This is a genomic window from Streptomyces sp. H39-C1 (assembly GCF_027158125.1).
Lineage (GTDB): Bacteria > Actinomycetota > Actinomycetes > Streptomycetales > Streptomycetaceae > Actinacidiphila > Actinacidiphila fildesensis.
This window is the reverse complement of record NZ_JAPVLS010000027.1, coordinates 20,459-43,197: the sequence shown is the minus strand read 5'-3', so window position 1 is coordinate 43,197 and position 22,739 is coordinate 20,459. Positions and strand designations below refer to the sequence as shown.

Genomic DNA, 22,739 nt, shown 5'->3' with positions numbered 1-22,739 from the left:
GTCAGGCGCGACAGCGCAGCATGGTCAGCGGAGGATTGCCGGCGAGGTCCGACCAGAACTCCTCACCGAACTTGGCCACACCGGCATCGGAAACCGTCAGCGGTACCCAGGTCAACTCGGTGAATCCGGCCGCCTGCAGAGAATTCTCGTAGACCTCGCGGTGGGGCGGGGTGGCGACGAACGAGATCGGCGGGTCGAGCAACGCGGTGATCCTTACTCGCGGCCCGAGATCGGATACCTCGCCGGCCGATTCGCAGCGGAACCCGTACCTGTCCAGGGGCGGCCCGTCGAAACGGAACTCGGGGCTCTGCATGAAGACGAAGAACTCGGCCCCGTCCATCAGGCTGCGGTGGATGTTGCGACACATCCGCTCGATCGTGGCGACGTCCTCGGCGTAGTTGAACAACTGGACCGCAACCGCGATGTCGAAGCGCTGTTCGAAGGCGCGCAGCTCGGCCACATCGCCCACCTCGTAGCGCACGCCCAGCGGTTCGCCGTCCTCCAGCGCCTGCGCTGCGGCCACCATCTCACCGGAGATGTCCACTCCCAACACCTCTGCGGCGCCACGCCGCTTGAATTCCCTGCTGTAGAAGCCGGTCCCGGACGCCAGGTCGAGGACCGACCTTCCGCGCACGTCCCCGACCATCGCCAGGAAGCTGGGCACCTCCCCGTACTGCGCCAGCGGCAGGGTTTTGAAGCCCTCGAACGCCTCACCGATCTCGTCGTACAGCTGCGTGCTCATCGTGCTGTCCTCTCCCGCGCTTCATGTCCGTGGCCGGCCCGTTCCCCAGGAACCGCCGCACCCCCTGGCGGACACTCTCCCCCCGCCCCGCAGGACAGCCGTATTGGCAGAAGATCCAAAGATGCGGACACCGTCCCGGCCTTTCTCTCAGGACGACGTTCTGTAAAGAGTGGCGATCTCGGCGGCGCGGTTGCGCAGGGAGTCGCGCAGCCACTGCGGGGTGAGGGCTTCCGCGTTCGTGCCGAGGTGCCACAGCGCCCATTCGGCGTGTCGCGAATCCTGGAAGGTCACCTCCAGCCGCAGCCGGCCGTCCGTCTCGGCTTCCTCGGCGAGGACGGCCAGCGCGGTGCCCACCAGTTCCTCCCGCCGCGCCGGGTTCATCCGTACCAGCACGGTGACTTGGTCGCCGCCGGTCCGGAACTGCAGGCTGCGTTCCTGCCAGGCCTGGTCCAGGTCGACGCGCTCCGGGCGCTGTGCCGGTTCGGCGAGTTCCTCGGCGGCCAGGACCCGGGACAGCCGGTAGGTGCGGTCCGCGCCGGATCTCGTGGCCAGCAAGTAGCCCTGCTCGCGCACGGTGACCAGGCCGATCGGGTCCACCTTGCGCCACTTGGGGGTCTGGTCCACGGCCGCGTAGTGGATGCGCAGCTTGTGTCCGGCGAACACCGCGCGCCGGATCTCGGTCACCACGGGGTCGGGCGCCTCCTCGGTGACCAGCCGGCGCGAGAGGACGTCGGCCTCCGGGTCGATGAGCAATCGCTGAGCCGCGCCGGCCGCAGTGGCCTGATAGCTCTCCGGGAGCGCGTCGACCACCTTGCGCATGGCCGAAGCGAGCGCCGGGCCGAGCCCGAATGCCTGTGCGCCGCGCCGCGATCCGGCAACCAGCAGAGCAAGTGCCTCGTCGTGGTTCAGGCCGGTGAGCTCGGTCCGGAAACCGGGCAGCAACTCGAACCCGCCGTGCCGACCGCGTTCGGCGTAGACCGGGACACCGGCTGCGGAGAGCGCATCGATGTCGCGCAGCACGGTGCGGGTGGACACCTCCAACCGGCCGGCCAGTGCGGCCGCGGACAGCCGACCGTGCTGCCGCAGCAGCAGCACCAGCGAGACCAACCGATCGGCGCGCACACGAAAACGCTATCGGAATACACGACACACGGTGTCGTGATTCGTTGGGAGGCTTCAGCACGACACAGGCCCATCGCACACGAGAGGTGACCCTCATGGCACACGTCATGGTCAATCCGGACGGCTTGCACGACCCGGTCCCGTTCGGCTACAGCCACACCGCCACCGTCCCCGCCGGTACGGAACTGGTGCTTGTCTCGGGTCAGTACGGATCGGGCCCGGACGGCGCGGTCGTCTCGACCGATTTCACCGAGCAGGTGCAGCGGACGTTTCACAACATCGGCGTCGCCCTCGCCGCCCATGGGCTCGACCTCAGCCACGTCGTCCAGCTCAGGACGTATGTGGTGGACCACGATGTCAGCAAGCTCGGGCCGATCGCCGGGGCCGTGCAGAAGGGCTGGGGTGCGAAACCGCCCACGCAAACCCTCATAGGTGTCGCGAGCCTGGCAACACCCGACGTGCTGTTCGAGGTCGAGGCTCTCGCCGCCCGGCGCTGACTCGCCGCCGGCGTGCTGTTCCGTCCCGCGTTCCTCGTCGCGGGCCGGGACGGCGACGCGCGCGGCACCGATCACGACTCCTGGACCTGCTCGGGAACCGTTCCCTCGGTTCCTGCGTGACCTCATGGTGTGTAGTCGGCTGGTGAGGGGACCCGATGAGAGCGCGAACGATGGTGAGCGTGGCGGTATCGGCCTGTGTGGCGATGGTGGCGTGCGCGTGCGGCCCGGAGAAGTCGAAGGAGAACACGGACACGAAGCCTTCGCAGCCGTCCACGTCCACGCGGACGAACGTGCCGTCGGCAACCCCGACCGGCGCTCAGCCCGCGCCCAAAACGAAAGAGCGCGCGATCCAGCGGTACGAGCAGTACCTCCACGCCCTCGGCCGTGAGGACATTCACACGGTCTGCGAAGTGGCCGGCCCCGGCGCGAAGAAGGCGGAGGAGAAGGGCTTCGGCCCGTGCACGTCGACGTACGTCACCGTGTTCCAGATGATCTCGCCCGCGCAGAAGAAGATCCTGCGAACCGCAACGGTCGACCCGCAGCGCGTCTCCGTGCGCACGCCCGACAAGATCGAGATGCCGGTCGAATCGGTCAGGCCCTCCGGCACCTTCTCCGAGAGCGACCTCGGCAACTACACCCTGGAGTACCTCAAGAACGACTGGTACATCACCGACGGAACCTGACGCAGCGCCCATCACGCCTGACCCGGCCACCTCCGGTCTCGCAGCCTGGTCAGGAATGACTCGGCGATCGAAGAACACCCATCGCAGGTTCCGGGCGGAGGTTCACCAGCGCCCCTCGGCGGTGGTGAACCGGTCCTGCTCAGGTCGAGGGGCCGAGCCAGGTGCGCAGCGCGGTCTGCAGCCGGCCGGTGTCGGCAGCTCGGGACCGGGGGCCATGCCGAGCCACCGCCGACCGCAACGGAAGCGCGACCACGGTAGGAGGACACCACGGTCGGCCGGTCAGTGGATACGGGATGGGAGGTCAGGCACGGCAACGGGCCGGAGCACTGTGAGGGACTCTTCCTGGCGAGCCACCATCGCAAAAGGGAACCTGTCGATCTCCAAGCAGAGATCGACGTCGTCCGGGTGGTATCCGCTCCGCAGCCCAGCGGCAAGATCGGCCGCGGCACGAGAGGTCCTCGCGCGGTGGAGATACGGAGCCGCGTCGACCTCGCCTGCGGCCATGGAGTGGCCGATGTATTCGGCGCAGGCCAGGTCCTCGTCGGCCCGGCCTTCTTCGCCGGTCACGACGAACGTCACCGGGCCGGAGTCCGTGGTCCGCAGGAACCGCGCGGTCGGGCCGGCCACGACGAAGCTCGCGCACAGGACCAGCGGTGCGTTCGCGACAGCCAGCGCTCCCACGGTGCCCGCCGTCGTCTTCTGCACCAGCGTGCGGCCGGCGAAATCACGTGACCTGAGCAGGCCGGGTGAGTTCACCGCGTCGAAGCCCGCCGCTGGAGCCCCGTCCTTCAACGCCAGCCAACCCGAGTGGCTCTCCTTCAAGGTGAGTGCCTCACTCTCCGTGGAGGCCAGGACGATCCTCTCGACGCCACGCGAAAAGGCCCAGGCAGCCACGGTGAAGGCGCGCATGACGTCGATGACGACAGCAACACGGGGAACGCCGGTCAACTCCGGGATGCCGACGAAACGATGGTCCATCGCACCATTCTGCCGCCCGGGATCATCCGGAGAGCACGATTGCTCCGGCTGCAATGCGGTGAGCTCAGGGATTGACCCGGACACCAGGTGACACCGCACCGCGTGCACCGCAGGTGTCCCGTGGTGCAGCACCGCGGGCACCGCCGTTGCCCACGGCTGCGTCGTCCGGTGGACCGCGTCGCCGATGCGTACCGGTTGCCGTCGCGCCGATGAGTCTGCGGGCGCCCGCCGGTCTACCTTTCGACCGGTACAACCGATTCATCGGGAGCAAGACATGGGTCTCATCCATATTGAGCTGTTCACCACCCTCGACCTCGTCGGGCAGGCGCCCGGCGGCCCCGACGAGGACCCGGAGGGATTCCCGTTCGGCGGCTGGCAGGCGCCTCTGATGGACGAGGTCGCCGGGGCGCAGGTCGATGCCGCGTACGAGGGCACGGACGCCCTCCTGCTCGGCCGGCGGACGTATGACATCTTCGCCGCCTACTGGCCGCACCAGAAGGGCGCCGAGGAGACCGAGTTCGCCACGCTCTTCAACCGTGTCCCGAAGTACGTGGCCTCCCGTGGCAAGCCCGACCTCTCGTGGGCCGGGTCCACGCAGCTCGGCCCGGATCTGGCCGGCGCGGTGCGCGAGATCCGCGATCGGCACGAGCACGTGAGGGTCGTCGGGAGTCTGAACCTGGTGCAGACCCTTCTGCGCGAGCAGCTCTTCGACCGGCTCGACCTCTGGGTGCACCCGATCGTGCTCGGCGACGGGAAGAAAGTGTTCGACGGCGGTGCGGTGCCCACGAACGTCACCCTCCTCGAACCGCCGGTCGCCAGCCCGAAGGGCACCGTCTACCTGCGCTACGGCCGCGCCGACGGCACGCCCGGGACGGGGGACATGAGCGCACCCGATCGCGGTGCCGGGCGCGACAGCTGAAGCCTCCGGCGCCAGGTGCATCCGTGTCGTCGGCGGTGGATCCGCCCGTTCACCGCCGCCACACCATGCTCCGACCGGCTCTGGCGCACCGGGCCGAGTCCGGCAAATGACCTGGAGTGGGTGGCTGAGTCGTTTCAAAAAGGCTGCCGGCCGGAAACGGTCAGGCGCCTGACCGACGCCGCAGCGCCCATTCTGGAGATGCGGTCATCGGTGCAGAATCTCGAAGTGGACGGCTGGCCCTACTTCGCTAAAGTGACCACCCAGGTGGGCGGCTAGACGACAGTCCGCCCTCACCCTCTGCCTGTGGTCCCTACGCCCGGGGGGACCACGTACAACCTGGCGCTGGGAGCCGCCCCCCCCCGCTGTCGGTCCTTGCTATTGGTTCAGACAATTAACAACTATGTCGTTTCCATCTCGTTAACAATTTACTTATTGACGACATGGCAACGGCCGAGTTGACTCCCGTGAACCTCGGCCGCAGCCTTGCGGCCTCGTCAGGGAGGCAACCCAAAAATGAACGCGGTAATGCGTCGTGCCGTCATGTGCTCGCTTGCGGTAACGATGACCGTGTCCGCGGCCGCTTGCGGTGACACGGGCGACACCGGAGTCAGCCTGAAGGACAAGTCGATCGGTCTGCTGCTTCCGGACAACGCCACGAAGCGGTACGAGAAGTTCGACCGTCCGTTGATCGGAGGCAAGATCACGTCGCTCTGCCCCGACTGCAAGATCGCGTACGAGAACGCTGACGGTGACCCTGCAAGACAGGCGCAGCAGGTCCGCGACATGATCGCCCAGGGCGTCAAGGTCCTGATCCTGAGCCCGCAGGACGCGGTCGGCATCAAGGCGTCGGTCCAGGAGGCCGTGGACAAGGGCGTCAAGGTCGTGGCGTACGACCGCTTCGCCCAGGGTCCGGTCTCCGCGTATGTCTCCTACGACAACGAGAAGGTCGGCGAGCTGCAGGGCCAGGCACTGCTCAACGCCATGGGCGACAAGGCGACCCCGACTGCCAACGTTGTCATGATCAACGGTGACGACGCCGACCCGAACGCCGCGCAGTTCAAGGCCGGTGCACACAAGGCGCTCGACGGCAAGGTCAAGATCGCCTACGAGCAGAGCGGCAAGTGGAAGGACACCGTCGCGAACCAGAAGGTCACGGAGGCGATCGCGCGGCTCGGCGCCAAGAACATCGACGGTGTCTACTCCGCGAACGACGGCATGGCCGGCGGTATCGCCACCGCCCTCAAGGATGCCGGCATCAACGTCCCGCTGACGGGTCAGGATGCCGACCTCGCCGGCATCCAGCGGATCCTGGCCGGCAAGCAGAGCAGCACCGTGTACAAGGCGTTCAAGCCCGAGGCCGACGCGACCGCCGAGATCGCGGTCAAGCTGATCAACGGTGAGGACATCAAGACCGTCGCGGACACCGTCGCGACCAGCGGCTCCGGCACCACCGTGCCCGCCAAGCTGCTCACCGCGGTGTCGGTGACCAAGGACAACATCAAGGACACGGTCGTCAAGGACGAGGTGTATCTCATGATGCAGATCTGTGCCGGCGCCTACGCCGCCGCCTGTGAGGCGGCCGGCATTCGCTAGACCCCCTGGCCCCGCCACTCCCCCGATCCCTCGGCCCGCCGGCTGCCGCGGTGGCGGCAGCCGATCCGCGGCTGCGGCGATGGCGGAGCGGCGGCCGAGGTCACGGCGCCGGCTCGGGGCGAGGGGCGAGGACGGCGCCCAGCAGGAGTCCGGCGGCGATGGCGGTCACAATGGTGATCATTTTGGTGAGGTCGTGGAAGCCCTGGATGGGGTAGCCGCCGGCCAGTGCGGTCAGCCCGCGCATGCCCAGCGAGCCGACGGTGAGAGTGAAGAAGCCTGGCAGCAGCAGCACGATGCGTGGGGGCTGCGCGGGTCTGGCGGCCAGCCATGTCGTGACCAGGCCGAGCGGTACGGCGGCGGCGAACGTGCCGCCGACCTCACCGATCAGCTTGGTGCCCGCAGTCTGCACGCCCACGGTGACATACACCAGGACCAGCAGGGTGCCCAGCAGCCGGGTGGGGATGGCGAAGGCCGGCACGGTGCCGACGGTGAAGACGATCCAGGCCAGGAACAGGGCCCAGCGGCAGGTCCCCGTGGGCCGCCACGTCGAACAGCGCATGCCGTGATCTGCCGGTGATCACCAGTCCGAGGATGACTCCGAGGTAGAGCTGGACGAGCAGGAAGACCGCGTGGACCAGGCGGTTCGCACCGGTGGTGAGGAATCCGGCGGCCAGTTCCGCGGTGGCCGCGCTGAGATGGTCGCCGGGAACGAAGTAGAACAGAGCGGGCAGCATCAGCAGGACCGGGCCACCGTGTGCGGGCGTGCGGGCGAACACCTCCAGCGTGATGAGGGAGACGGTGGTCGCGGCCACCAGCGGCAGCACCGTCGCGAGTCTCGGCAGCCGCCCGGCGGCAACGGCCAGGGAGGCGGTCACGGTGCCGAGAACGGCCGTGGTCCACACCTCGTACCAGGTGGGCTGCATCAGGGGTGCGAATCCGATGGCGAACAGGACGATGCCGGCCAACTTGAGCCACCACGGGTACAGCGGCGGGGCCGAGGTGATCGCTGCCGGGCTGCGGTCGGCCTCCGCGGCACCCATGCGCCCTTCGGCGACCTGCGCGATCGCGAGGAGATGGTGGAGCAGGAGGCGTGGTCCAGCGCCGGGCCCGTGCGGACCTCGGGGTCGAGGGACACCATGCGCCCGGTGGACACGCTGTCGGTGAGGGGTTCGAGGTTCAGAGCTGTGCACGGTGATGCACTCAGGTGCATACCGTGCAGGTCGGGAACCGGGGAACGGCCGTCATCGGTGCCCCGCAGGACCGCCGCCCACAGCGCGGAAGCCACCACCACGCCGCCCAGCGCCCACAGCCACGGCCGGCGCCGCCCCGGACCCGGGGGGCCACGGCGCGTGGTCGTCGTCGCTCAACACGTCCGCGGGCCGCCCCGATCGAGGCTCCTCCCACATCTCCGGCTCGGTGATCACACGCCGTCGGCCCGAAGCGATGCGCGTCCCTGCCCTACGGGTCCATGTCGCCTCCACTGCTACTTGCGGCGTGCGACCAGCAGGCCGGCTAAGTCGACGATCCCGAGCGGGCAGTCCAGGAGAGTGCTGAAGGGCTCCCCGGCGAGCCGCCTCACGACGAGGCCGAACAGTCCGATGAGCATCAGCACCCTCCACCCGGCAGGACCGCGGTCCGTCTGACTCTGCGTCATTTACTTGCCTCCTGCGACTCCTTGAATGCGCCTGCTACGCCTGCTGCGCCTGCTCAACAAGGTAAGGATTGTTCAACAATCCAGCAAGAGGGCATTCAAGAGTGGCTCTCACCGCTTCCATTTCGCTGTACAAACGGAGTATCTTTTGTTCAACGATCTGTCCGCAGGATGAGAGGGACGCAGGTGAGCACCAACGCTCCGAGGTCATGGATCGACGAACTGGCGCGAGACCAGGACCCGCTCGGCCGCGGCAGCACCGCCGAGCGCGTGGCCGGCGTACTGCGGGACCGGGTGACCGAAGGGCGGATCCCACCCGGAACCCGGCTGTCGGAGGAGGCCATCGGCGCGGCCCTCGGGGTCTCCCGCAACACCCTGCGTGAGGCCTTCCGACTGCTGGCCCAGGAACGCCTGCTGGTGCACGAGCTCAACCGCGGCGTGTTCGTGCGGACCCTGGGCCGGGACGACGTCGTGGAGCTGTACCGGCTGCGCCGACTCGTGGAGGGTGCGGCCGTACGGGAACTGGTCGGCGCCCCCGAGCGGGTGATCGGCGCGATCCGGGCAGCCGTCGAGGCGGGCGAGCGCGCCGCGGCCGACCAGCGCTGGCCCGATGTCGCCACCGCCGACCTGCACTTCCACCGCGGGATCGTGCAACTGGCCGGATCCGCGCGGCTGGAGGAGTTCATGCTCCGCATCCACGCCGAACTACGCCTGTCCTTCCACGTCATGGACAACCCGCAGCGCTTCCATGAGCCCTACCTCACCCGCAACCGCGAACTCCTGGGCGCCCTGGAGTCCAGGGACACCCAGCAGGCGGAGCTGCTGCTGTCGGTCTACCTCGCCGACGCGGAACGACAACTGGTACGCGCCTTCGAGGACGCGAGATGAGCAGGGTCCCGCCGTTCGAGGAGGTCGACGACCACGGACAGATCCTGTTCTGCGGCGACCCCGGGCTGCAGCTCGATGGCATCCTGCTGGGCCTGCAGACCCCGCAGGGCACGGTCACCCTCGACCCCGACCTGACGGGTCACACCCCGGCGGCGCTTTTCGAGTTCCGGCAGGTCCTACGACTGCATACCAACCACGTCCAACATGCCGTGACGTCAGCGGCGTCGATCGAGGAGGTGCCCAGGGAACCGCAGATCGAGGGGGCCATCCTGTTCGGGATGCAGCGCCTGCCGCCGGAATTCTCGCAGCTGCGCCAGCCCGATCCGCCCAGCTCCGACGAGGACGGGGTCCGCCTGGACAGGATCCCGCCCACCGTGTTCGAAAAGCTGCGCATGCGCGAACCGCCGCGACGCAACGAGAACGAGGTCTACTTCGGCATGCGGCGGAGGCCGCCCGGATACGCCGACCTGCGCTCGGCCCCGGGCTGGGAGCTGCACGAGATACCGGACTGCGATGCGGGGCGATGGAGACCGGACGTCATGAGCCGTTCCCGGCTCGAACTGCGGACGCCCGACGGTGAGCTCTACTCCCGTGCCTGGGTCTCGCCCGACCCCGCGTGGCAGGCCGCCGCCCTGGAGCACGGCTACGTCGTCTGCCTGTGCGGCCTGTTCCTGGGCCTCATCGGACCCATTGACATGACCGCCGCGGCGTACACCCCGGCGATGCGCCGCCAGGGGTTCGAGATCGGCTGCGCACTGGGTCTGACCGTCGGTGGAATCGTCACCTACGTCAACCACTCCTGATCGTGGTTGCTCCCGCCGGGCGTCCGCGGTCTCGTTCGCCCGGCTCGATCGCCCTGACCGCGGCAGTGCACACGCCTGGCCGCCGTGGGGCCCCGCAGCAGCGTCGATGTCCGACCGTGCCGTTGCCAGCAGATTCAAAACATGGGCTATATGGTCCCATTTATGACTCATGGTCCGCCTGAGCGGGTTCGGGCATGTCTGTTCGGCCTCGACGGTGCCCTCACCGGAACGGCGATGGCGCATGCCCCGGCGTGGAGGGCGGAGCAGTGACCGCCGACGCCCTGGTGATCTTCGGTATCACCGGCGACCTGGCGCGCAAAATGACCTTCCGGTCGCTCTACCGCCTGGAGGCGTCCGGGCTCCTGGACTGCCCGATCATCGGGGTCGCGCGCGAGGACTGGTCGCACGACCACCTCATCTCCTCCTTGCGCGAGGCCCTGCACACGGTCGGCGAGCCGGTGGAGGCCGGTGCCTTCGAGCGGCTGGCCCGGCGGCTGACCTACCTGCAGGGCGACTTCGCCGACCCGGCGACCTACCAGGCGCTGGCCGGCCGGCTGAAGGACGCCGGGAAACCGCTGTTCTACCTGGAGATCCCGCCGTCGCTGTTCGCCCCGGTCGTGGAGGCACTGGGTGCGGCGAACCTCACCGCGCATGCCACGGTGATGCTCGAGAAGCCCTTCGGCCACGACCTGGCCTCCGCCCGGGCGCTCAACGCACGGCTGCACCAGGTGCTCGCCGAGGACCAGATCCTGCGCATCGACCACTTCCTCGGCAAGCAGCCCGTACTGGACATCCAGTTCCTGCGGTTCGCCAACGCGCTCCTGGAACCGGTCTGGAACCGCGATCATGTGGCGGCCGTACAGATCACCATGGCCGAGGACTTCGGAGTCGAGGACCGAGGGTCGTTCTACGACCCGGTGGGCGCGCTGCGCGACGTGGTCCAGAACCACCTCCTCCAGGTGCTCGCCCTGATCGCCATGGAAGCGCCGGTCGGCCCCGGACCCGACGCGCTGTGGGACCGGCGGGTCGATGTCTTCCGGGCCATGGCCGACGTCGATCCGGCCCGCTGCCTGCGCGGTCAGTACGAGGGCTACCTGGACGTCCCCGGAGTCAAGCCGGGCTCGGTGACCGAGACCTACGTCGAACTCGCCCTGGAAGTGGACAACTGGCGCTGGAGCGGCGTGCCGTTCTCCATCAGGGCGGGCAAGGCACTGGCCGCCAGGGCCACCGAGGTGCGCGTGGTCTTCAAACGCCCGCCGCGGCTGGCCTTCCTCGACCAGCCCGAGCATCCCGACCCCAACGAGCTGGTGCTGCGGATCGACCCGGACCCCGGACTGCGGCTCAACATGCTCTCCAAGGAGGCATCCGGTCACTCGACCAGAGACGTCCACCTGGACCTGTCCTTCGCCGCCGAACTCGGCAAGCCCCCCGAGCCCTACGAGCGGCTCCTCAACGACGCGCTGACCGGCGACCGTTCGCTCTTCACCAGGCAGGACGTCGTGGAGGAGACCTGGCGCGTCATCCAACCGCTGGTGGATCACCCACCCGCGCCGGTGCCCTACGCACGGGGTTCCTGGGGACCCACGCAGCACCCGGGCAACACGCCCTGGCAGTTGCCCTGGGTCCCAGGCCCCGACCCGAGGCGAACGGACCACGCCGACACGTAACCCCCGGCAGCTCGGCGTGATGCGCCCGGCCGGATGGGCGCCGACATCGCCCGCCGCCTGATGCGCGACGGCCACAGCTGCGTGGTGTCCGACGCGAGCCTCAGACTGGGCAGCGCTGGAGAGGAGGGAGGCCACTGCCTCAGTCGGCATGAAGGATCCGAAAGCGAGCGGGTTCCGCCGGATCCCGATCAACGACTTGGACCGGCGGCCAAGCCCACTGCCAGACGTTGATGCCGGGCACGCGGGAGAACCGGATCTGCCCCCGGGTGCCTTCGACCGCAACGCGCGACCACGATGCACTCGTGCGCGCCCGGTCCCCACCGCTCGAACGCAGCACATCGGCGAGGACGGCGACCGTGTCGTAGCCCTCGAAGGCGACGAAGGAGGGTGCTTCGCCAAGCCGCTCGCGGAGAGCCGTCTCGACTCGTGCACCGAGTGGGCCGAGGCGTTCGGGCAGGTAGCGCAGGAACGGGATCCCGGCTCCCTGGTCACCCAGCAACGCCACCCATTCGGCGAACTCCGGTTGCCCGGCCGGAGCACCCATCATGATCTCTGCCAGGCGCTGGTCGCGGCGGACGGACCTCACGATCGGCACTGCCGGCTCCGGGTGGCCGACCAGAAGAAGGAGGGCGGTCGCGCGATGGTGGACGAGTTCGTCGCACACGGCCGTGGGGGTGAGCGCGCCCATGTCGAGTTCGATGACGGTGCCGCCACGTGGAGCGAGATGGTCCCGCAGAATGCGGGCCCCGGATGCCCAGTAGACACTCGGCTGCGCTGCTACGGCGATTCGGCTGTGGCCCGCGCCGAGGAGGAAGTCTGCATAGATCTGCCAGCCATGGGACTGTGCCGGGGCGAGGCGCGCGACCCACTGCGTCGGCTTGTCGGTGAGCGCGTCGAGAACCGCTGACGAGCAGAGGAACGGCAGGCCGAGGGCGTCGGCCCTGGCGGCAGCGGCGCGAGCAACGACGCTGTGGTACTCCCCCACCACGGCAGCCACGCCCAGACCAGCCAACTCATCTACGGCCGCCGCCGCCCGCTCTGGATCAGCCGCGGTGTCCCGGACCACCAACTCGAGTGGTCGTCCCACGATCCCGCCGGCGTCATTGACTTCGCGAACGGCCAACTCGAGTCCAGCGAGCAAGTGCCTGCCCGCCTCGACCCAGCCAGGCCGCGTCAGCGGAACGAGAGCGCCGATCCGGACGGACGATCCGTCGGTCCGCTCCCCTCCAGATGGCGATGGTGGCGTATTCATGCCTTGCCCTCTCCCGTGCGGAGCGTCGGTGGCAGTTGGCCCGGTACGTACAGGGGCACGGCTTGGCAGTTACGCATGCAGCTCATCTCGCCGTGGCGGAAGCACCTTGGTGACCATGTCGGCCATTGCATCCACCATCATCGCCAGCGGGCAACCGATTATCCGTCCCGTTCACTGCGGGCCGTTGCCCGCGCTGCCGGGCCGCTATTGACGTCATCCCCGCCCTGAAGGGACGCCCAGCGACACACACTGACCGACCGTCGACTATAGACGAACCTGCCTTCACTCGGATGGCGGCTCTCCGGCGCAGGTGCGAGGGCAGTGGGCCGTCCTGTGTGACGTTCCGGGTTGGGGCATGCTGGGGCTGCGCACACGCGCTCTATTGCGGTGGCAGGGGGCTGGTCGGGTGTTACGCATTCACTTCACGGCGGAAGACCTCGCGCGGACACGTGTGGCCGCGACGATCGGAGTCGCAGCGGAGATCTACTACAGCCTGGAATTGCTGAGGGAGAACCGGGACCTTCCTCACTTCCGCTCGTGGCGTTCGGCGGTCGCGGGCCGGCTGGGCGCGGACACGCGCCCGCTGACGTCCTTGATTCCGGTGCGCGGTCCCGGGCTCGACCTGCTGGCCCTGATGGGTGATACGCCGTCCCTGGAACACTCCTTGGACAACCTGCTGCACGCCCCCGTGTCGCGGCTGCGACGCGAGTTCGAGGGGCTCAACTTCCATCCCGGACACTTGTCATGGGCCAGGCGGGTGTCCGAAGGGGACCGCGAAGCGCGCAGGGAGCTCGCCGACGCCGTGCGCGCCTGCCATCGGCTGACGGTAGAGCCGTACTGGCAACGAGGGCGGTCGGAACTGGTCGCGCTGTCCACCCGCTCCGCGAACCTGGTGCTCGAGGGAGGCATCGATCTGCTGCTGCGCTCGATCTGCGCACCACTGGTCCGCTGGCGTCCTCCCGTTCTCGAAGCTCCCTACCCCCGCCGGGTCGAGGTGCGCCTCCAGGGCAGGGGGCTGATCATCACGCCCACGGTCTTCTCGACACGGCCTGTGAGCTTTCTGTGGGACCCGCTCGACACCGCCCAGCCACCCCGGCTGACGGTACCGGCCCTCCGTCGGCCGCTGACCGGTGCTGGACCGGCCGAACCGGACAACTCGCCCGTGCGGAACCTGGAGTCTCTCCTCGGCCGGACGCGAGCCGCTGCCTTGCAGGTGACAGCGGAAGGCTGCACGACGACCGAACTGGCACGCCGCCTCAACGTCTCCGCTGCAGCCGCCAGTCAGCACGCGACGGTGCTGCGGGACACCGATCTCATCACCACCAGCCGCCGAGGCGGTTCCGTGCTGCACCTCATCACCCCGCTGGGGCTCGCCCTGTTGAGGACCGGCACCATGACGGAGTCGTGAGCCACGGGGTCGCCGAGGTATCGGCCGTCGCGTCCCCCTTTTAAGCCGTGACTTAAGAGCTGGTCCGCAGATGGATGGCTCGCGCAGGATGTGAGGCCGCAACCGGCTCACATCCTGGAGATCGCATGCGCACTCATCTCGCAGCTGCCCTCGGCACCGTCGTGCTGACCGCGGGCACCTTGCTGGGCGCTCCCGCCGCCGGCGCTCACACCGCCGCCTACCCCTCCACCGATTTCGAAGTCACTGTCGGGAACACATGGACGAAGGGGACTGTGACGTGGCTGAACCGGTCGGTCGTGGTGACGGGGACACACAAGTCGGTGAGCTCGGCCGGCCTGGCGTACTGCCGGCTCACCTGGGCGTACACCTACAACGCCGCCGACACCGTGCAGCTGGGCTCGAACGACTCCAAGCCCGTCGATACGGCGTGCGGTACGTCCAAGAACTTGGTTCTGTCGACGATCTTGTGATGCGGACGCTTCAGCGGGTCGTGTCGGTCGTTCGCGATCATGCATCGCGTGCTCTCGTGATGTGCTCTTGGAGCTGTTCCCGTACCTATCCGCATTGTTGATCGAGGAGGTCGAGAGACAGCCGGACAAGATCATGCTCAGGGCGCGTGTGCGGGCGATGACCGCGGTCTGCCGGTGCGGTGAGAGTTCGGCGCGGGTGCATGGTCGGTACGTCCGTAGGTTGCGTGACGTGGCGGCGGGTGGTCTCGGTGTCGTGATTGAGTTATCCATACGCCGCTTCCGCTGCGAGAACGCTGCCTGTCCGGCCGTGACGTTCGCCGAGCAGATCACGGGGCTGACGACTCCGCACAGCCGTTACACCCCTTTGCTGCGCGGGGTGTTGGCTCAAGTCGGCCTGGCCCTGGCGGGCCGGGCGGGAGTCCGTCTGGCGACGCTGATCGGCATCACCGTGGGCAAGGACACGCTGCTGCGTCTGGTCAGGGCCCTGCCAGAGCCGCATGCCGGCGACGTGGAGGTGCTGGGTGTTGCCGATTTCGCCTTCCGTAAGGGCCGCCAGTACGGCACGTTGCTGATCGACATGGCCACCCACCGGCCGCTTCATCTCTACGACGGTCGTGATGGCGAGGACCTGGCAGCCTGGCTCCGCGGCCATCCCGAGGTGAAGGTCATCTGCAGAGACCGCTCCAGTGGATACGGCGAGGGCGCGCGGATCGGGGCACCGCAGGCCGAGCAAGTCGCCGACCGCTATCACCTGTGGGCCAACCTCGGCCAGGCCGTCGAGAAGAGCGTGAACGCCCACCGCTCCCGCCTGGCCCAACCGCCTTCCGAACCTGCTGACACACGCGACGCGCGGGAGGAACAGCCTGAGGTGGTCCAGCCGCCGGTGGAGCTGAGGATCGTGACCCGGCTGCGTGAACAGCACGCCGCCGCCCACGAGCTGTGGGAACAGGGGATGTCGAAAGCGGCGATCGGGCGGAAGCTTGGGCTGCACCAGGCCACTGTCCGCAAGCTTGTCGACGCCCACTCCGCCGATGATGTCGTCGCCAAGAGCCTGCAGCGGGCACACACCGTCGACCCTTACGTCGGCCACCTGCACCGGCGCTGGAACGAAGGTGTCAGAAACGCCGCCCAGCTCTACCGGGAGATCCAGGACCTCGGCTACCCCGGAGGCGAGTTGGCGGTCCAGCGTCACCTGCGGCGCTATCGGACCGGGCGCGGACATGCGCCCGCCGCGGGGCCCAAGCCTCCGTCGGTCCGCAAGGTCACCTCCTGGATCATGACCCACCCCGAACACCTGCGGGATGAGGACGCGAGCAACCTGCACCGGCTTCGAGAGCGCGATCCTGAGCTGGACCGGCTGACTCTCCACGTCAGGAAGTTCGCCGTGATGATGACCGGACGCCACGGCGACCGTCTCGAGAGCTGGATCGCGGGCACCGAGCAGGACACACTGGCCCCGCTCGCGTCTTTCGCCCGAAACCTCCGCCGGGACCTTGACGCCGTCCGCAACGGCCTGTCCCTGCACTACAGTTCCGGCGCCGTCGAGGGCAACGTTAACCGGCTGAAAATGCTGAAGCGCCAGATGTACGGCCGGGCCGGCCTCGATCTCCTTCGCAAACGAGTCCTGCTCGCGCGATGAGCTTTGACCACTCACATCACAAGATCGTCGACAGAACCAAGAACTTCACCTTCACCGTGCCGGCCAATGTCGTCGGCGGAGCCGGGCTCGTGCGGGTCTGCCTCGATGACGGCAATTACAAGGACCTGCTCTGCCACCCCTACAGGCGGCCCTGACCCGTCCGACCGGTCGGACGGTGACGTCGTCGCAACAACCCCATGCCGGGATCTGCTGCCTCGGTGAGCAGGCTGGGACGCGGTCATGCTGATGCCGCCTCAGGCTCCGGCTCCAACGTGCTGTCCCGTGTTGTGCCGCCGGCCGGGCGGCACAACACGGGACGCGCGGAAGCTCAGCTCGCAGCACGCTGCTTCGCCCTCTTCGCTACGCGGCAGCCGTCATGCGGGCGAATACCACGACATTGCTGTCGTAGTACCTCTTCTTCGGGTCGAACTCACCGCCGCAGGTGACCAGGCGGAGTCCCGCGTAGTCGAGATTCTTGTAGACCTCGAGCGTGGGGAACTTGGCCTTCGGATACTCGGCGACCCGGTCGACCGTGAACGTGGCCTTTCTGCCGTCCTGCCGGGTCACCTCGATGGTGTCGCCGGCCTTCATGGTCTTCAGTTTCGCGAACACCGCCGCCGCACCGTTCCAGGTGACATGGCCGGCGATGACGGCCGGTCCCACGGAGCCGGGTGTCGGACCGGGTTCGTACCAGCCCGCGAGATCGGGGTCCTTGGGGGCCTTCATGACTCCGTCCTTGTCCTGGCGCAGCGTCTCCAGGTTGCTGGAGACGCCGAGGGACGGGATGGTGATCGTCTGCGGCGCCGATCGGGCCAGGGCGGGCGCGGCGTTTCCCGCATTCGATCCGCCCTGCGCTCCGGCCTCCGGCGACGCGCTCTGGGAGCCGCCGGCGGGCGCCTGGCCCTGTACGGCTTTCTGAGCCTGGCGCGCCGGGGGCGCAGCGGCGTCCTGGCCCCCGCACCCGGTCAGCGTCAGTGCGGCGAGGGTGAGGACGGCGGCCAGGCCGGTGACTCCGCGGCCGCGGGGTCGCGCGGTAGCGGCGTCGGGCGCAGGAGGCGCGGTCGGTACGGAGAGGTGAGCGGAGAGGTGAGCGGAGAGGTGAGCGGGCTTCACGCGGCGCTCCTCGAGGACTCCGTCCGGACGCCGGCGAGCGCACGCCGACGCCTCACGACGACCGCCGCGCCGACCGCCGCCACGGACACGGCTGCCGCGCTGCCGGCCAACGCCGTCGGCACCATCGCGCTCTGCGGGTCACCGCCCCCGGTTTCGATACCGCCCACCGGAATGGACCCCACGGACGCGCCCATGACCATTCCGCAGTTGGTCGGAGCCGTGGCCTCCTGAGGGAGCTTCGGGTCGAGCTCGCTCACCCCGGCCCCTTCGAAGTCGTACTTGTCGTTCTTGTTGCGGTCGATGCCGTGCTGCACGATGTGCAGGTCCTTGATGTGGTCGACCACTTCCTTGGAGACGGTGAGCGTCCGCTTGTAGGAGAGCTTGCCCTGCTTGTCGGCGACGGGCATGCGGTCCACGGCGAGACCGCTGGTCGCCAGGGTGTCCCCGGACGTGGTGAGCGAGATGTTGATGTTGCCGTAGTCCACGGTGGCCTCGGTGTTGCTGAGGACCCCGTCGGCGTTGGTGTCGTCGCTGGCGTCCGGGCAGTGGAAGTCATGGCCATTGGTCGAGCCGTGCAGATGCTGGGCCGAGGGCTGTCCGGGCACCATGCCCTCGGACTCGATCTGCACAGTGAGTTTGTTGCCCTTGATGCTGAGCATGGCGGTACCCCGGGAACCGGAGTTGTTCAGCTGCGCCAGGTCGATCTGATAGGCATTGCCGCCCTCCGCGAGAGCTGGCGAGGAGAGTCCCACGGTCAGGAACATGGCGGCAGGCAGGGCGGCGAGTACCACGAGGCGACCGGTGCGCTTGGCTATCACATTCGCTCCTGTTCCGCGGCCCCCGAGGGAGGAACCGCAGATCGTACGGGGGTGACGCGAGATCCCGGGGAGTGGTCTCTCTGCTTCTTCGGAGCCCCAACGCCGTTGGATTGGTGGTTCTTTGAAAAACTTCTGAACGGGCCGTCGGGCAGGGCGCAACCTGCCCGGTGATCCCACTGCGGGGTCCCGCAGCCACCTGCCGTGACGTGCCAGGAGACCGTCGGGGTGCCTCGACCACGATCGTGGTCGAGGCCCCCCGACGGTCTGCGCCGGCCACGACAGCGGGCGCGCGTGCCTCAGTTGAGCTCAGCGCTCGGCCACCAGGACGTAGGCGGCCGTCTGCACGGAGAGTTCGACCGCCTCCGCGCCGCCGCTGACCGTCACGCTGCCGGGCGAGGACATCACGTTCACGACGGCGCCGGGCCGGATCCCGGCGTGCCGCAGGGTGTGCATCAGGTGGGGGTCGGTCTGGATCGTCTCCCCGATGCGCCGTACGACGGCGCTCGTTCCGTTCGGCCCGGGCTCAAGGTCGCTGATGCTGACCATTCTCTCGTCGGGGAAGGGATCCATGGTGCTCGTCCGGCCGAGTTCCTCCAGGCCCGGGATCGGGATGCCATAGGGCGATTTCGTCGGGTACTGGAGCAGTTCCAGGATGCGGCGCTCGGCGGCTTCGCTCATCACGTGTTCCCAACGGCAGGCTTCGGCGTGGACCTGCTCCCATTCCAGCCCGATCACGTCGACGAGAAGGCACTCCGCGAGGCGGTGCTTACGCACCACGCGCATCGCCAGCCGCCGGCCGTGCTCGGTCAGTTCCAGGTGTCGGTCGGCGGCGACATGCAGCAGGTCGTTGCGCTCCATGCGGGCCACGGTCTGGCTGACGGTGGGGCCGCTCTGGTGCAGCCGCTCGGCGATACGGGCGCGCAGGGGGACCAGGCCGTCCTCCTCGAGCTCCAGGATGGTGCGGAGATACTTCTCGGTGGTGTCGATGAGGTGGGTCATGCCGTTGGTCAGGCGGGGGTTTCGGCGGTGGCGGTCAGCACCGCGCGGCCGAGGATGTGGCCGGCCATGGTGAAGCCGAGGACGGCCGGGGTGGCGTCGGCCGCGACGCCGATGGACTCGACGTCGAGGGCGTGCACCACGACGAAGTAGCGGTGCGGGCCGTGTCCGGCCGGCGGTGCGGCGCCGATGAAGCGTGCTGCGCGGGCGTCGTTGGGCAGTTGGAAGGCGCCTTCGGGCAGGCCCGAGCCGGTGTCGCTGCCGACGCCCTCGGGCAGTTCGGTGACGGTTGCGGGGATGTCGGCGACCGCCCAGTGCCAGAACCCGGACCCGGTGGGGGCGTCGGGGTCGTAGACGGTTACGGCGTAGCTCTTGGTGCCGTTCGGGGCGCCGTTCCAGGACAGCTGCGGGGAGACATCCTTCCCACCGGGGACGCCGGCGGAGAACTGCTCGGGCGACCAGGCGCCGCCGTCGGTGACGGCGGTGCTGGCAACAGTGAAGGAGGCCGCCTCAGGGAGGCGGGCGAAGGGGTTGTTGGCGGTTGTCACGTCGTTCCTTTCGGGCCGTTCGGGCCGTGCTGCGGAGTGGCGGCGATGCGGTGTCGACGGAGGGACCGCGGTGCCGCGCAGGAGCACTGCCGTCGGCTCTCATCGCCGATGAATCGACGATAACACTAATAATCGATTATTGAAGGGATCGTCTATGATGAGGCCATGACGCAGACGGCCCACACCTCGACTTCGCCGGGCAAGCAGATGCTCTCCGAGCAGGTCTACACACACCTGCGGGACGCGATCATGCGCGGGGATTACGCCCCGGGTGACGCCCTCAAACCGCAGAGCCTCGCCAAGGAACAGGGCGTGAGCCTGGCCGTCGTACGCGAGTCACTGGTGAGGGTGGTCGGCGAGGGCCTCGCCGACCGGCTGCCGAACCGCGGCTTCGCCGTCCCGGCCTTCTCCGACCGCCGCTGGCAGGAGATCGCGGAAGCCCGCCGGACCATCGAACCGGTCATGTTGCGCATGTCCATCGAGCGCGGCGATGTCGACTGGGAGGCTCGCGTACGAGCGGCCCACCACCGCCTGGCCCGCACCCCGGCATACGTGCCGGGAGAAGGCGAGTACTACAGCGACGCATGGGCCGCGGCCCACCGCGACTTCCACCGCACCCTCCTGGAGGGATGCGGCAACCCGGTCCTGCTGGAGACCTTCGACCGGATGTGGATTGCGAGCGAGCTGGCACGCCGCTGGACGGCGCACCGTCGACCCGAGCGTGACGGAGCTCCCGAGCATCGCCGGTTGGAGGAGACCGCGCTGGCCCGCGACGCCGACGCCGCAGCCGAGGTACTGACCCAGCACCTCACCATGACGGCGGTCGCACTGACCGACCGCCCCCACCACGAACCCTCGGTTGACGCCTGATGGACTCGCCCACCCGCCGGACGCTCGCAGCCTACGAGCGCTGCTGGAAGAGGCTCGAACATTTCGACTCCGGCCAGTTCGTCGTGCCAGGGGGAACGTCTAGCGGGACGGGACAACCGCACCGTCACACGTAGATCACAGCCGCGTGGGACACACTCTCCGTCATGTCCCCAGCTGTCATCTACGGACCAGGCAGCGGTACTCGCCCGCGCGGCCGTTGGCCCTGAGCCCGTTCATATGGCAGGGCCGGCCTGGGTCGTCATGCCGAGGAAGGACGGGTGCGCAGGCCGTCGATGACGAGATCGAGGATGCGTGCGGCGCGTGCCTGGCTCTCCGGCCCCGGGAGGGATGCGCCACAGCACGCTGAGTTGCAGGAGCACGTCCTCAGGATCGGTCCCGGGTTTCAGGGTGCCTTCGGCGACGCCGGCGGCCAGCAGGACGGCGATGGCACCGAGGAAGGACTCGTAGTTCTCGTCGTCGAGGCCGCCGTTGGCCGCGGCGTGGATCACTTCGGCCACGCCGTATTTGAGTTGTCCGTAGCGGGCGACTTCGTCGAACCAGTGACGCAGGGCCTCCAGCGGTGGGAGCGAGGCCGCAAGGGTGTGCGCCAGGTCGATGACCTTCTGGATCTCCTGGTGGTAGAGCTCGACGATGAGCGCCTCCCGGGTGGGGAAGTGCCGGTAGAGCGTGCCGACGCCGACGCCGGCTTGCTTGGCGATGGCGGTCATCGAAGCGCTGGACGACGCGGCGAACGCCTCGCCCGCGGCAGCGAGGATCCGCGCCCGGTTGGTGACGCGTCCGTACGAGTGGCTCGGGGTGGCGTTGGGTTCACGGGGCCGCCGCAACCGCCACAACACCGACAAGGCCCACCGGATGATGGGCTGGCAGCCCCGGCCCGCCCAGGAGACCGTACTGGACTGTGCCCGCTGCCTTCTGGCCCACGACGCCCTCTGACAGATACGCACCGTCGGCCTTGTGCGCAGCACCTGAGCCGTCGGTCAGCGGGTGTGGCGGCGGACTGCGTCGAGGAGTTGGTCGACGTCGTCGGCGCTGTGGGAGAAAGCGGTGACGAACCGGACGATTCCCGGTTCCCAGCGGTCGTGATAGAAGGCGTAGCCCTCGGCGAGGAGTCCTTCGGTGACCTGCTGGGGCAGACGGCAGAAGAGGATGTTGGCCTGCGGCGTGGCCAGCAGGCCGGTGCCGGGAATGGCTTTGAGGCCGTCGCCGAGCCGGGTGGCCATCGCGTTGGCCTGGCGGGCGTTGTGCAGCCATAGGCCATCGGTGAGGTAGGCGTCGATCTGGGCCGCATGGAAGCGCATCTTGGAGGCGAGCTGGCCGGCCCGCTTGGCGCGGAAGGCGAGCTCGGCGGCGAGCGCGGGGTCGAAGCAGACGATGGCATCGGCCGTCATCGCACCGTTCTTCGTGGCGCCGAACGACAGGACGTCGATGCCGGCCTTCCACGTCATCTCGGCCGGGCCGACGCCGAGATGGTCCAGGGCGTTGGCGAAGCGCGCGCCGTCCATGTGGACGCGCAGTCCCGCGTCCTTGGCGATGGCGGACAGGCGGCGGATCTCCTCCACGGTATAGACGCTGCCGCTCTCGGTGGCCTGACTGATGCTCACCACGGACGGCTGCACGCTGTGCACGTCACCGGCCCGCCGGCCCACCGCCGCCCGCAGCGCTTCCGGGTCGATCTTGCTGTCAATGCCTGGGACACCGACGAGCTTGGCGCCGTTGGTGAAGAACTCCGCAGCGCCGCATTCGTCGGTGTTGATGTGGCTGCCGGGATGGGAGAGCACGCTGCCCCACGGTGGCGTGAGGGCGGCCAGGCTCAGGCCGTTGGCGGCGGACCCGGTGGAGACCGGGAAGACATCGACGTCCCGCTCGAAGATCTCGCCGAGCCTGCGGCGGGCGTTGTCGGTGAAGGGGTCGTTGCCGTACGGCAGGACCTGCCCGACGGCCGCGCCGGCGACGGCCCGGACTATCTGCTCGGATGCCCCGGCCATGTTGTCGCTGATGAACGCACGGCTGGAGGGGGTGATGGCGATGGTGGTGCTCATGAGGGGTGTTCCTTGGTCTCAG

The 22,739-nt window shown here is 68.6% G+C and carries 27 protein-coding genes; 14 read left to right on the top strand and 13 right to left on the bottom strand.

Going from position 1 to position 22,739, the window contains the following annotated elements; translation table 11 throughout:
• Nucleotide 1: 1 nt before the first annotated feature.
• Both O3W51_RS19525 and O3W51_RS19520 read right to left on the bottom strand, forming a co-directional pair.
• Nucleotides 2-742, bottom strand: a complete 741-nt coding sequence (locus O3W51_RS19525) for a class I SAM-dependent methyltransferase (protein ID WP_138351919.1) — start codon at nucleotides 740-742, stop codon at nucleotides 2-4.
• 147 nt (nucleotides 743-889) lie between these two features.
• The gene (locus O3W51_RS19520; RefSeq protein ID WP_269287067.1) at nucleotides 890-1,864 is read right to left on the bottom strand and encodes a helix-turn-helix transcriptional regulator; all 975 of its coding nucleotides are present in this window, start codon (nucleotides 1,862-1,864) and stop codon (nucleotides 890-892) included.
• Between the two features lie 95 nt (nucleotides 1,865-1,959).
• On the opposite strand from O3W51_RS19520, the gene O3W51_RS19515 reads away from it, so the two are divergent.
• Together O3W51_RS19515 and O3W51_RS19510 are read left to right on the top strand one after the other, a co-directional pair.
• A complete protein-coding gene (locus tag O3W51_RS19515; protein WP_138351921.1) occupies nucleotides 1,960-2,361 on the top strand; it encodes a RidA family protein in 402 nt (133 codons plus the stop codon).
• Between the two features lie 155 nt (nucleotides 2,362-2,516).
• A complete protein-coding gene (locus O3W51_RS19510; RefSeq protein WP_198359293.1) occupies nucleotides 2,517-3,044 on the top strand; it encodes a hypothetical protein in 528 nt (175 codons plus the stop codon).
• Nucleotides 3,045-3,323: 279 nt separating this feature from the next.
• Here O3W51_RS19510 and O3W51_RS19505 read toward each other — a convergent pair whose 3' ends face one another.
• Complete coding sequence (locus tag O3W51_RS19505) at nucleotides 3,324-4,022, bottom strand: 2-phosphosulfolactate phosphatase (protein ID WP_164293296.1); 699 nt, start codon at nucleotides 4,020-4,022, stop codon at nucleotides 3,324-3,326.
• 274 nt (nucleotides 4,023-4,296) lie between these two features.
• Between O3W51_RS19505 and O3W51_RS19500 the strand changes: the two genes are divergently transcribed.
• From O3W51_RS19500 to O3W51_RS19490, 3 genes are all read left to right on the top strand, one after another.
• Entirely contained in the window at nucleotides 4,297-4,941 is a 645-nt protein-coding gene (locus tag O3W51_RS19500; protein ID WP_198359295.1) for a dihydrofolate reductase family protein, read from the top strand.
• A 120-nt stretch (nucleotides 4,942-5,061) separates the two neighbouring features.
• Complete coding sequence (locus O3W51_RS19495) at nucleotides 5,062-5,217, top strand: hypothetical protein (RefSeq protein ID WP_187145193.1); 156 nt, start codon at nucleotides 5,062-5,064, stop codon at nucleotides 5,215-5,217.
• A 249-nt stretch (nucleotides 5,218-5,466) separates the two neighbouring features.
• Entirely contained in the window at nucleotides 5,467-6,534 is a 1,068-nt protein-coding gene (locus O3W51_RS19490; RefSeq protein WP_138352078.1) for a sugar ABC transporter substrate-binding protein, read from the top strand.
• A 100-nt stretch (nucleotides 6,535-6,634) separates the two neighbouring features.
• On the opposite strand, the gene O3W51_RS19485 is transcribed toward O3W51_RS19490, so the two are convergent.
• From O3W51_RS19485 to O3W51_RS19475, 3 genes are all read right to left on the bottom strand, one after another.
• Nucleotides 6,635-6,949 (bottom strand): threonine/serine exporter family protein, encoded by a 315-nt coding sequence (locus O3W51_RS19485; RefSeq protein ID WP_232486312.1) that lies wholly within the window; start codon nucleotides 6,947-6,949, stop codon nucleotides 6,635-6,637.
• Nucleotides 6,912-7,574 carry a threonine/serine exporter family protein gene (locus O3W51_RS19480; protein WP_269287065.1) on the bottom strand — a complete coding sequence of 221 codons (663 nt, stop codon included), beginning with the start codon at nucleotides 7,572-7,574 and terminating at the stop codon, nucleotides 6,912-6,914. Before O3W51_RS19480 ends, O3W51_RS19485 begins: the two co-directional genes overlap by 38 nt.
• A gap of 443 nt (nucleotides 7,575-8,017) precedes the next feature.
• Entirely contained in the window at nucleotides 8,018-8,188 is a 171-nt protein-coding gene (locus O3W51_RS19475) for a hypothetical protein (protein WP_164293239.1), read from the bottom strand.
• A 183-nt stretch (nucleotides 8,189-8,371) separates the two neighbouring features.
• On the opposite strand from O3W51_RS19475, the gene O3W51_RS19470 reads away from it, so the two are divergent.
• The 3 genes from O3W51_RS19470 to O3W51_RS19460 all read left to right on the top strand — a co-directional run bounded on the left by O3W51_RS19470 (nucleotide 8,372) and on the right by O3W51_RS19460 (nucleotide 11,543).
• The gene (locus tag O3W51_RS19470; RefSeq protein ID WP_269287064.1) at nucleotides 8,372-9,073 is read left to right on the top strand and encodes a GntR family transcriptional regulator; all 702 of its coding nucleotides are present in this window, start codon (nucleotides 8,372-8,374) and stop codon (nucleotides 9,071-9,073) included.
• Nucleotides 9,070-9,876, top strand: a complete 807-nt coding sequence (locus tag O3W51_RS19465; protein ID WP_269287063.1) for a hypothetical protein — start codon at nucleotides 9,070-9,072, stop codon at nucleotides 9,874-9,876. The genes O3W51_RS19470 and O3W51_RS19465 overlap by 4 nt, the downstream gene beginning before the upstream one ends.
• Before the next feature lie 266 nt (nucleotides 9,877-10,142).
• Nucleotides 10,143-11,543 (top strand): glucose-6-phosphate dehydrogenase, encoded by a 1,401-nt coding sequence (locus O3W51_RS19460; protein WP_269287062.1) that lies wholly within the window; start codon nucleotides 10,143-10,145, stop codon nucleotides 11,541-11,543.
• A gap of 139 nt (nucleotides 11,544-11,682) precedes the next feature.
• On the opposite strand, the gene O3W51_RS19455 is transcribed toward O3W51_RS19460, so the two are convergent.
• On the bottom strand, nucleotides 11,683-12,795 hold the full coding sequence (locus O3W51_RS19455) for an ABC transporter substrate-binding protein (protein ID WP_269287061.1): 1,113 nt from the start codon (nucleotides 12,793-12,795) through the stop codon (nucleotides 11,683-11,685).
• A 451-nt stretch (nucleotides 12,796-13,246) separates the two neighbouring features.
• Here O3W51_RS19455 and O3W51_RS19450 point away from each other — a divergent pair, with 451 nt between their 5' ends.
• The 4 genes from O3W51_RS19450 (at nucleotide 13,247) to O3W51_RS19435 (ending at nucleotide 16,467) form a co-directional block, all read left to right on the top strand.
• On the top strand, nucleotides 13,247-14,203 hold the full coding sequence (locus O3W51_RS19450) for an ArsR/SmtB family transcription factor (RefSeq protein ID WP_269287060.1): 957 nt from the start codon (nucleotides 13,247-13,249) through the stop codon (nucleotides 14,201-14,203).
• A 125-nt stretch (nucleotides 14,204-14,328) separates the two neighbouring features.
• Nucleotides 14,329-14,673, top strand: a complete 345-nt coding sequence (locus O3W51_RS19445) for a hypothetical protein (protein ID WP_138351928.1) — start codon at nucleotides 14,329-14,331, stop codon at nucleotides 14,671-14,673.
• Between the two features lie 133 nt (nucleotides 14,674-14,806).
• Nucleotides 14,807-16,312, top strand: coding sequence for an ISL3 family transposase (locus tag O3W51_RS19440; RefSeq protein ID WP_138352080.1), 1,506 nt, complete (start codon nucleotides 14,807-14,809; stop codon nucleotides 16,310-16,312).
• Nucleotides 16,309-16,467 carry a hypothetical protein gene (locus O3W51_RS19435; protein WP_187145192.1) on the top strand — a complete coding sequence of 53 codons (159 nt, stop codon included), beginning with the start codon at nucleotides 16,309-16,311 and terminating at the stop codon, nucleotides 16,465-16,467. The genes O3W51_RS19440 and O3W51_RS19435 overlap by 4 nt, the downstream gene beginning before the upstream one ends.
• Nucleotides 16,468-16,672: 205 nt before the next feature.
• Here O3W51_RS19435 and O3W51_RS19430 read toward each other — a convergent pair whose 3' ends face one another.
• The 4 genes from O3W51_RS19430 to O3W51_RS19415 form a co-directional block, all read right to left on the bottom strand.
• A complete protein-coding gene (locus O3W51_RS19430; protein WP_269287059.1) occupies nucleotides 16,673-17,425 on the bottom strand; it encodes a class F sortase in 753 nt (250 codons plus the stop codon).
• On the bottom strand, nucleotides 17,422-18,243 hold the full coding sequence (locus O3W51_RS19425) for a hypothetical protein (RefSeq protein ID WP_138351929.1): 822 nt from the start codon (nucleotides 18,241-18,243) through the stop codon (nucleotides 17,422-17,424). Before O3W51_RS19425 ends, O3W51_RS19430 begins: the two co-directional genes overlap by 4 nt.
• A gap of 306 nt (nucleotides 18,244-18,549) precedes the next feature.
• Nucleotides 18,550-19,242 (bottom strand): metal-dependent transcriptional regulator, encoded by a 693-nt coding sequence (locus tag O3W51_RS19420; RefSeq protein WP_138351930.1) that lies wholly within the window; start codon nucleotides 19,240-19,242, stop codon nucleotides 18,550-18,552.
• An 8-nt stretch (nucleotides 19,243-19,250) separates the two neighbouring features.
• The gene (locus O3W51_RS19415; protein WP_138351931.1) at nucleotides 19,251-19,787 is read right to left on the bottom strand and encodes a YbhB/YbcL family Raf kinase inhibitor-like protein; all 537 of its coding nucleotides are present in this window, start codon (nucleotides 19,785-19,787) and stop codon (nucleotides 19,251-19,253) included.
• 165 nt (nucleotides 19,788-19,952) lie between these two features.
• On the opposite strand from O3W51_RS19415, the gene O3W51_RS19410 reads away from it, so the two are divergent.
• Entirely contained in the window at nucleotides 19,953-20,657 is a 705-nt protein-coding gene (locus O3W51_RS19410) for a GntR family transcriptional regulator (protein WP_269287058.1), read from the top strand.
• A 233-nt stretch (nucleotides 20,658-20,890) separates the two neighbouring features.
• Here the strand turns inward: O3W51_RS19410 and O3W51_RS19405 are convergent, their stop codons facing one another.
• Nucleotides 20,891-21,385 (bottom strand): TetR/AcrR family transcriptional regulator, encoded by a 495-nt coding sequence (locus tag O3W51_RS19405; RefSeq protein ID WP_232486078.1) that lies wholly within the window; start codon nucleotides 21,383-21,385, stop codon nucleotides 20,891-20,893.
• On the opposite strand from O3W51_RS19405, the gene O3W51_RS19400 reads away from it, so the two are divergent.
• Nucleotides 21,375-21,611: a hypothetical protein gene (locus O3W51_RS19400; protein ID WP_232486077.1), complete on the top strand. Its 237-nt coding sequence runs from the start codon at nucleotides 21,375-21,377 to the stop codon at nucleotides 21,609-21,611. The two genes, O3W51_RS19405 and O3W51_RS19400, sit on opposite strands and share 11 nt — an antisense overlap.
• A 44-nt stretch (nucleotides 21,612-21,655) precedes the next feature.
• Here the strand turns inward: O3W51_RS19400 and O3W51_RS19395 are convergent, their stop codons facing one another.
• Nucleotides 21,656-22,717, bottom strand: a complete 1,062-nt coding sequence (locus O3W51_RS19395; RefSeq protein WP_138351933.1) for a threonine aldolase family protein — start codon at nucleotides 22,715-22,717, stop codon at nucleotides 21,656-21,658.
• Nucleotides 22,718-22,739: the final 22 nt, after the last annotated feature.

Excerpts from the sequence above, each read along its gene's own strand:
- O3W51_RS19525 (WP_138351919.1), bottom strand. The coding sequence starts at position 742 with ATGAGCACGCAGCTGTACGACGAGATCGGTGAGGCGTTCGAGGGCTTC.
- O3W51_RS19515 (WP_138351921.1), top strand. The coding sequence starts at position 1,960 with ATGGCACACGTCATGGTCAATCCGGACGGCTTGCACGACCCGGTCCCG.
- O3W51_RS19510 (WP_198359293.1), top strand. The coding sequence starts at position 2,517 with ATGAGAGCGCGAACGATGGTGAGCGTGGCGGTATCGGCCTGTGTGGCG.
- O3W51_RS19505 (WP_164293296.1), bottom strand. The coding sequence starts at position 4,022 with ATGGACCATCGTTTCGTCGGCATCCCGGAGTTGACCGGCGTTCCCCGT.
- O3W51_RS19500 (WP_198359295.1), top strand. The coding sequence starts at position 4,297 with ATGGGTCTCATCCATATTGAGCTGTTCACCACCCTCGACCTCGTCGGG.
- O3W51_RS19490 (WP_138352078.1), top strand. The coding sequence starts at position 5,467 with ATGCGTCGTGCCGTCATGTGCTCGCTTGCGGTAACGATGACCGTGTCC.
- O3W51_RS19480 (WP_269287065.1), bottom strand. The coding sequence starts at position 7,574 with ATGGGTGCCGCGGAGGCCGACCGCAGCCCGGCAGCGATCACCTCGGCC.
- O3W51_RS19475 (WP_164293239.1), bottom strand. The coding sequence starts at position 8,188 with ATGACGCAGAGTCAGACGGACCGCGGTCCTGCCGGGTGGAGGGTGCTG.
- O3W51_RS19465 (WP_269287063.1), top strand. The coding sequence starts at position 9,070 with ATGAGCAGGGTCCCGCCGTTCGAGGAGGTCGACGACCACGGACAGATC.
- O3W51_RS19455 (WP_269287061.1), bottom strand. The coding sequence starts at position 12,795 with ATGAATACGCCACCATCGCCATCTGGAGGGGAGCGGACCGACGGATCG.
- O3W51_RS19445 (WP_138351928.1), top strand. The coding sequence starts at position 14,329 with ATGCGCACTCATCTCGCAGCTGCCCTCGGCACCGTCGTGCTGACCGCG.
- O3W51_RS19440 (WP_138352080.1), top strand. The coding sequence starts at position 14,807 with ATGCTCAGGGCGCGTGTGCGGGCGATGACCGCGGTCTGCCGGTGCGGT.
- O3W51_RS19435 (WP_187145192.1), top strand. The coding sequence starts at position 16,309 with ATGAGCTTTGACCACTCACATCACAAGATCGTCGACAGAACCAAGAAC.
- O3W51_RS19420 (WP_138351930.1), bottom strand. The coding sequence starts at position 19,242 with ATGACCCACCTCATCGACACCACCGAGAAGTATCTCCGCACCATCCTG.
- O3W51_RS19410 (WP_269287058.1), top strand. The coding sequence starts at position 19,953 with ATGACGCAGACGGCCCACACCTCGACTTCGCCGGGCAAGCAGATGCTC.
- O3W51_RS19400 (WP_232486077.1), top strand. The coding sequence starts at position 21,375 with ATGGCGGTCATCGAAGCGCTGGACGACGCGGCGAACGCCTCGCCCGCG.
- O3W51_RS19405 (WP_232486078.1), bottom strand. The coding sequence starts at position 21,385 with ATGACCGCCATCGCCAAGCAAGCCGGCGTCGGCGTCGGCACGCTCTAC.
- O3W51_RS19395 (WP_138351933.1), bottom strand. The coding sequence starts at position 22,717 with ATGAGCACCACCATCGCCATCACCCCCTCCAGCCGTGCGTTCATCAGC.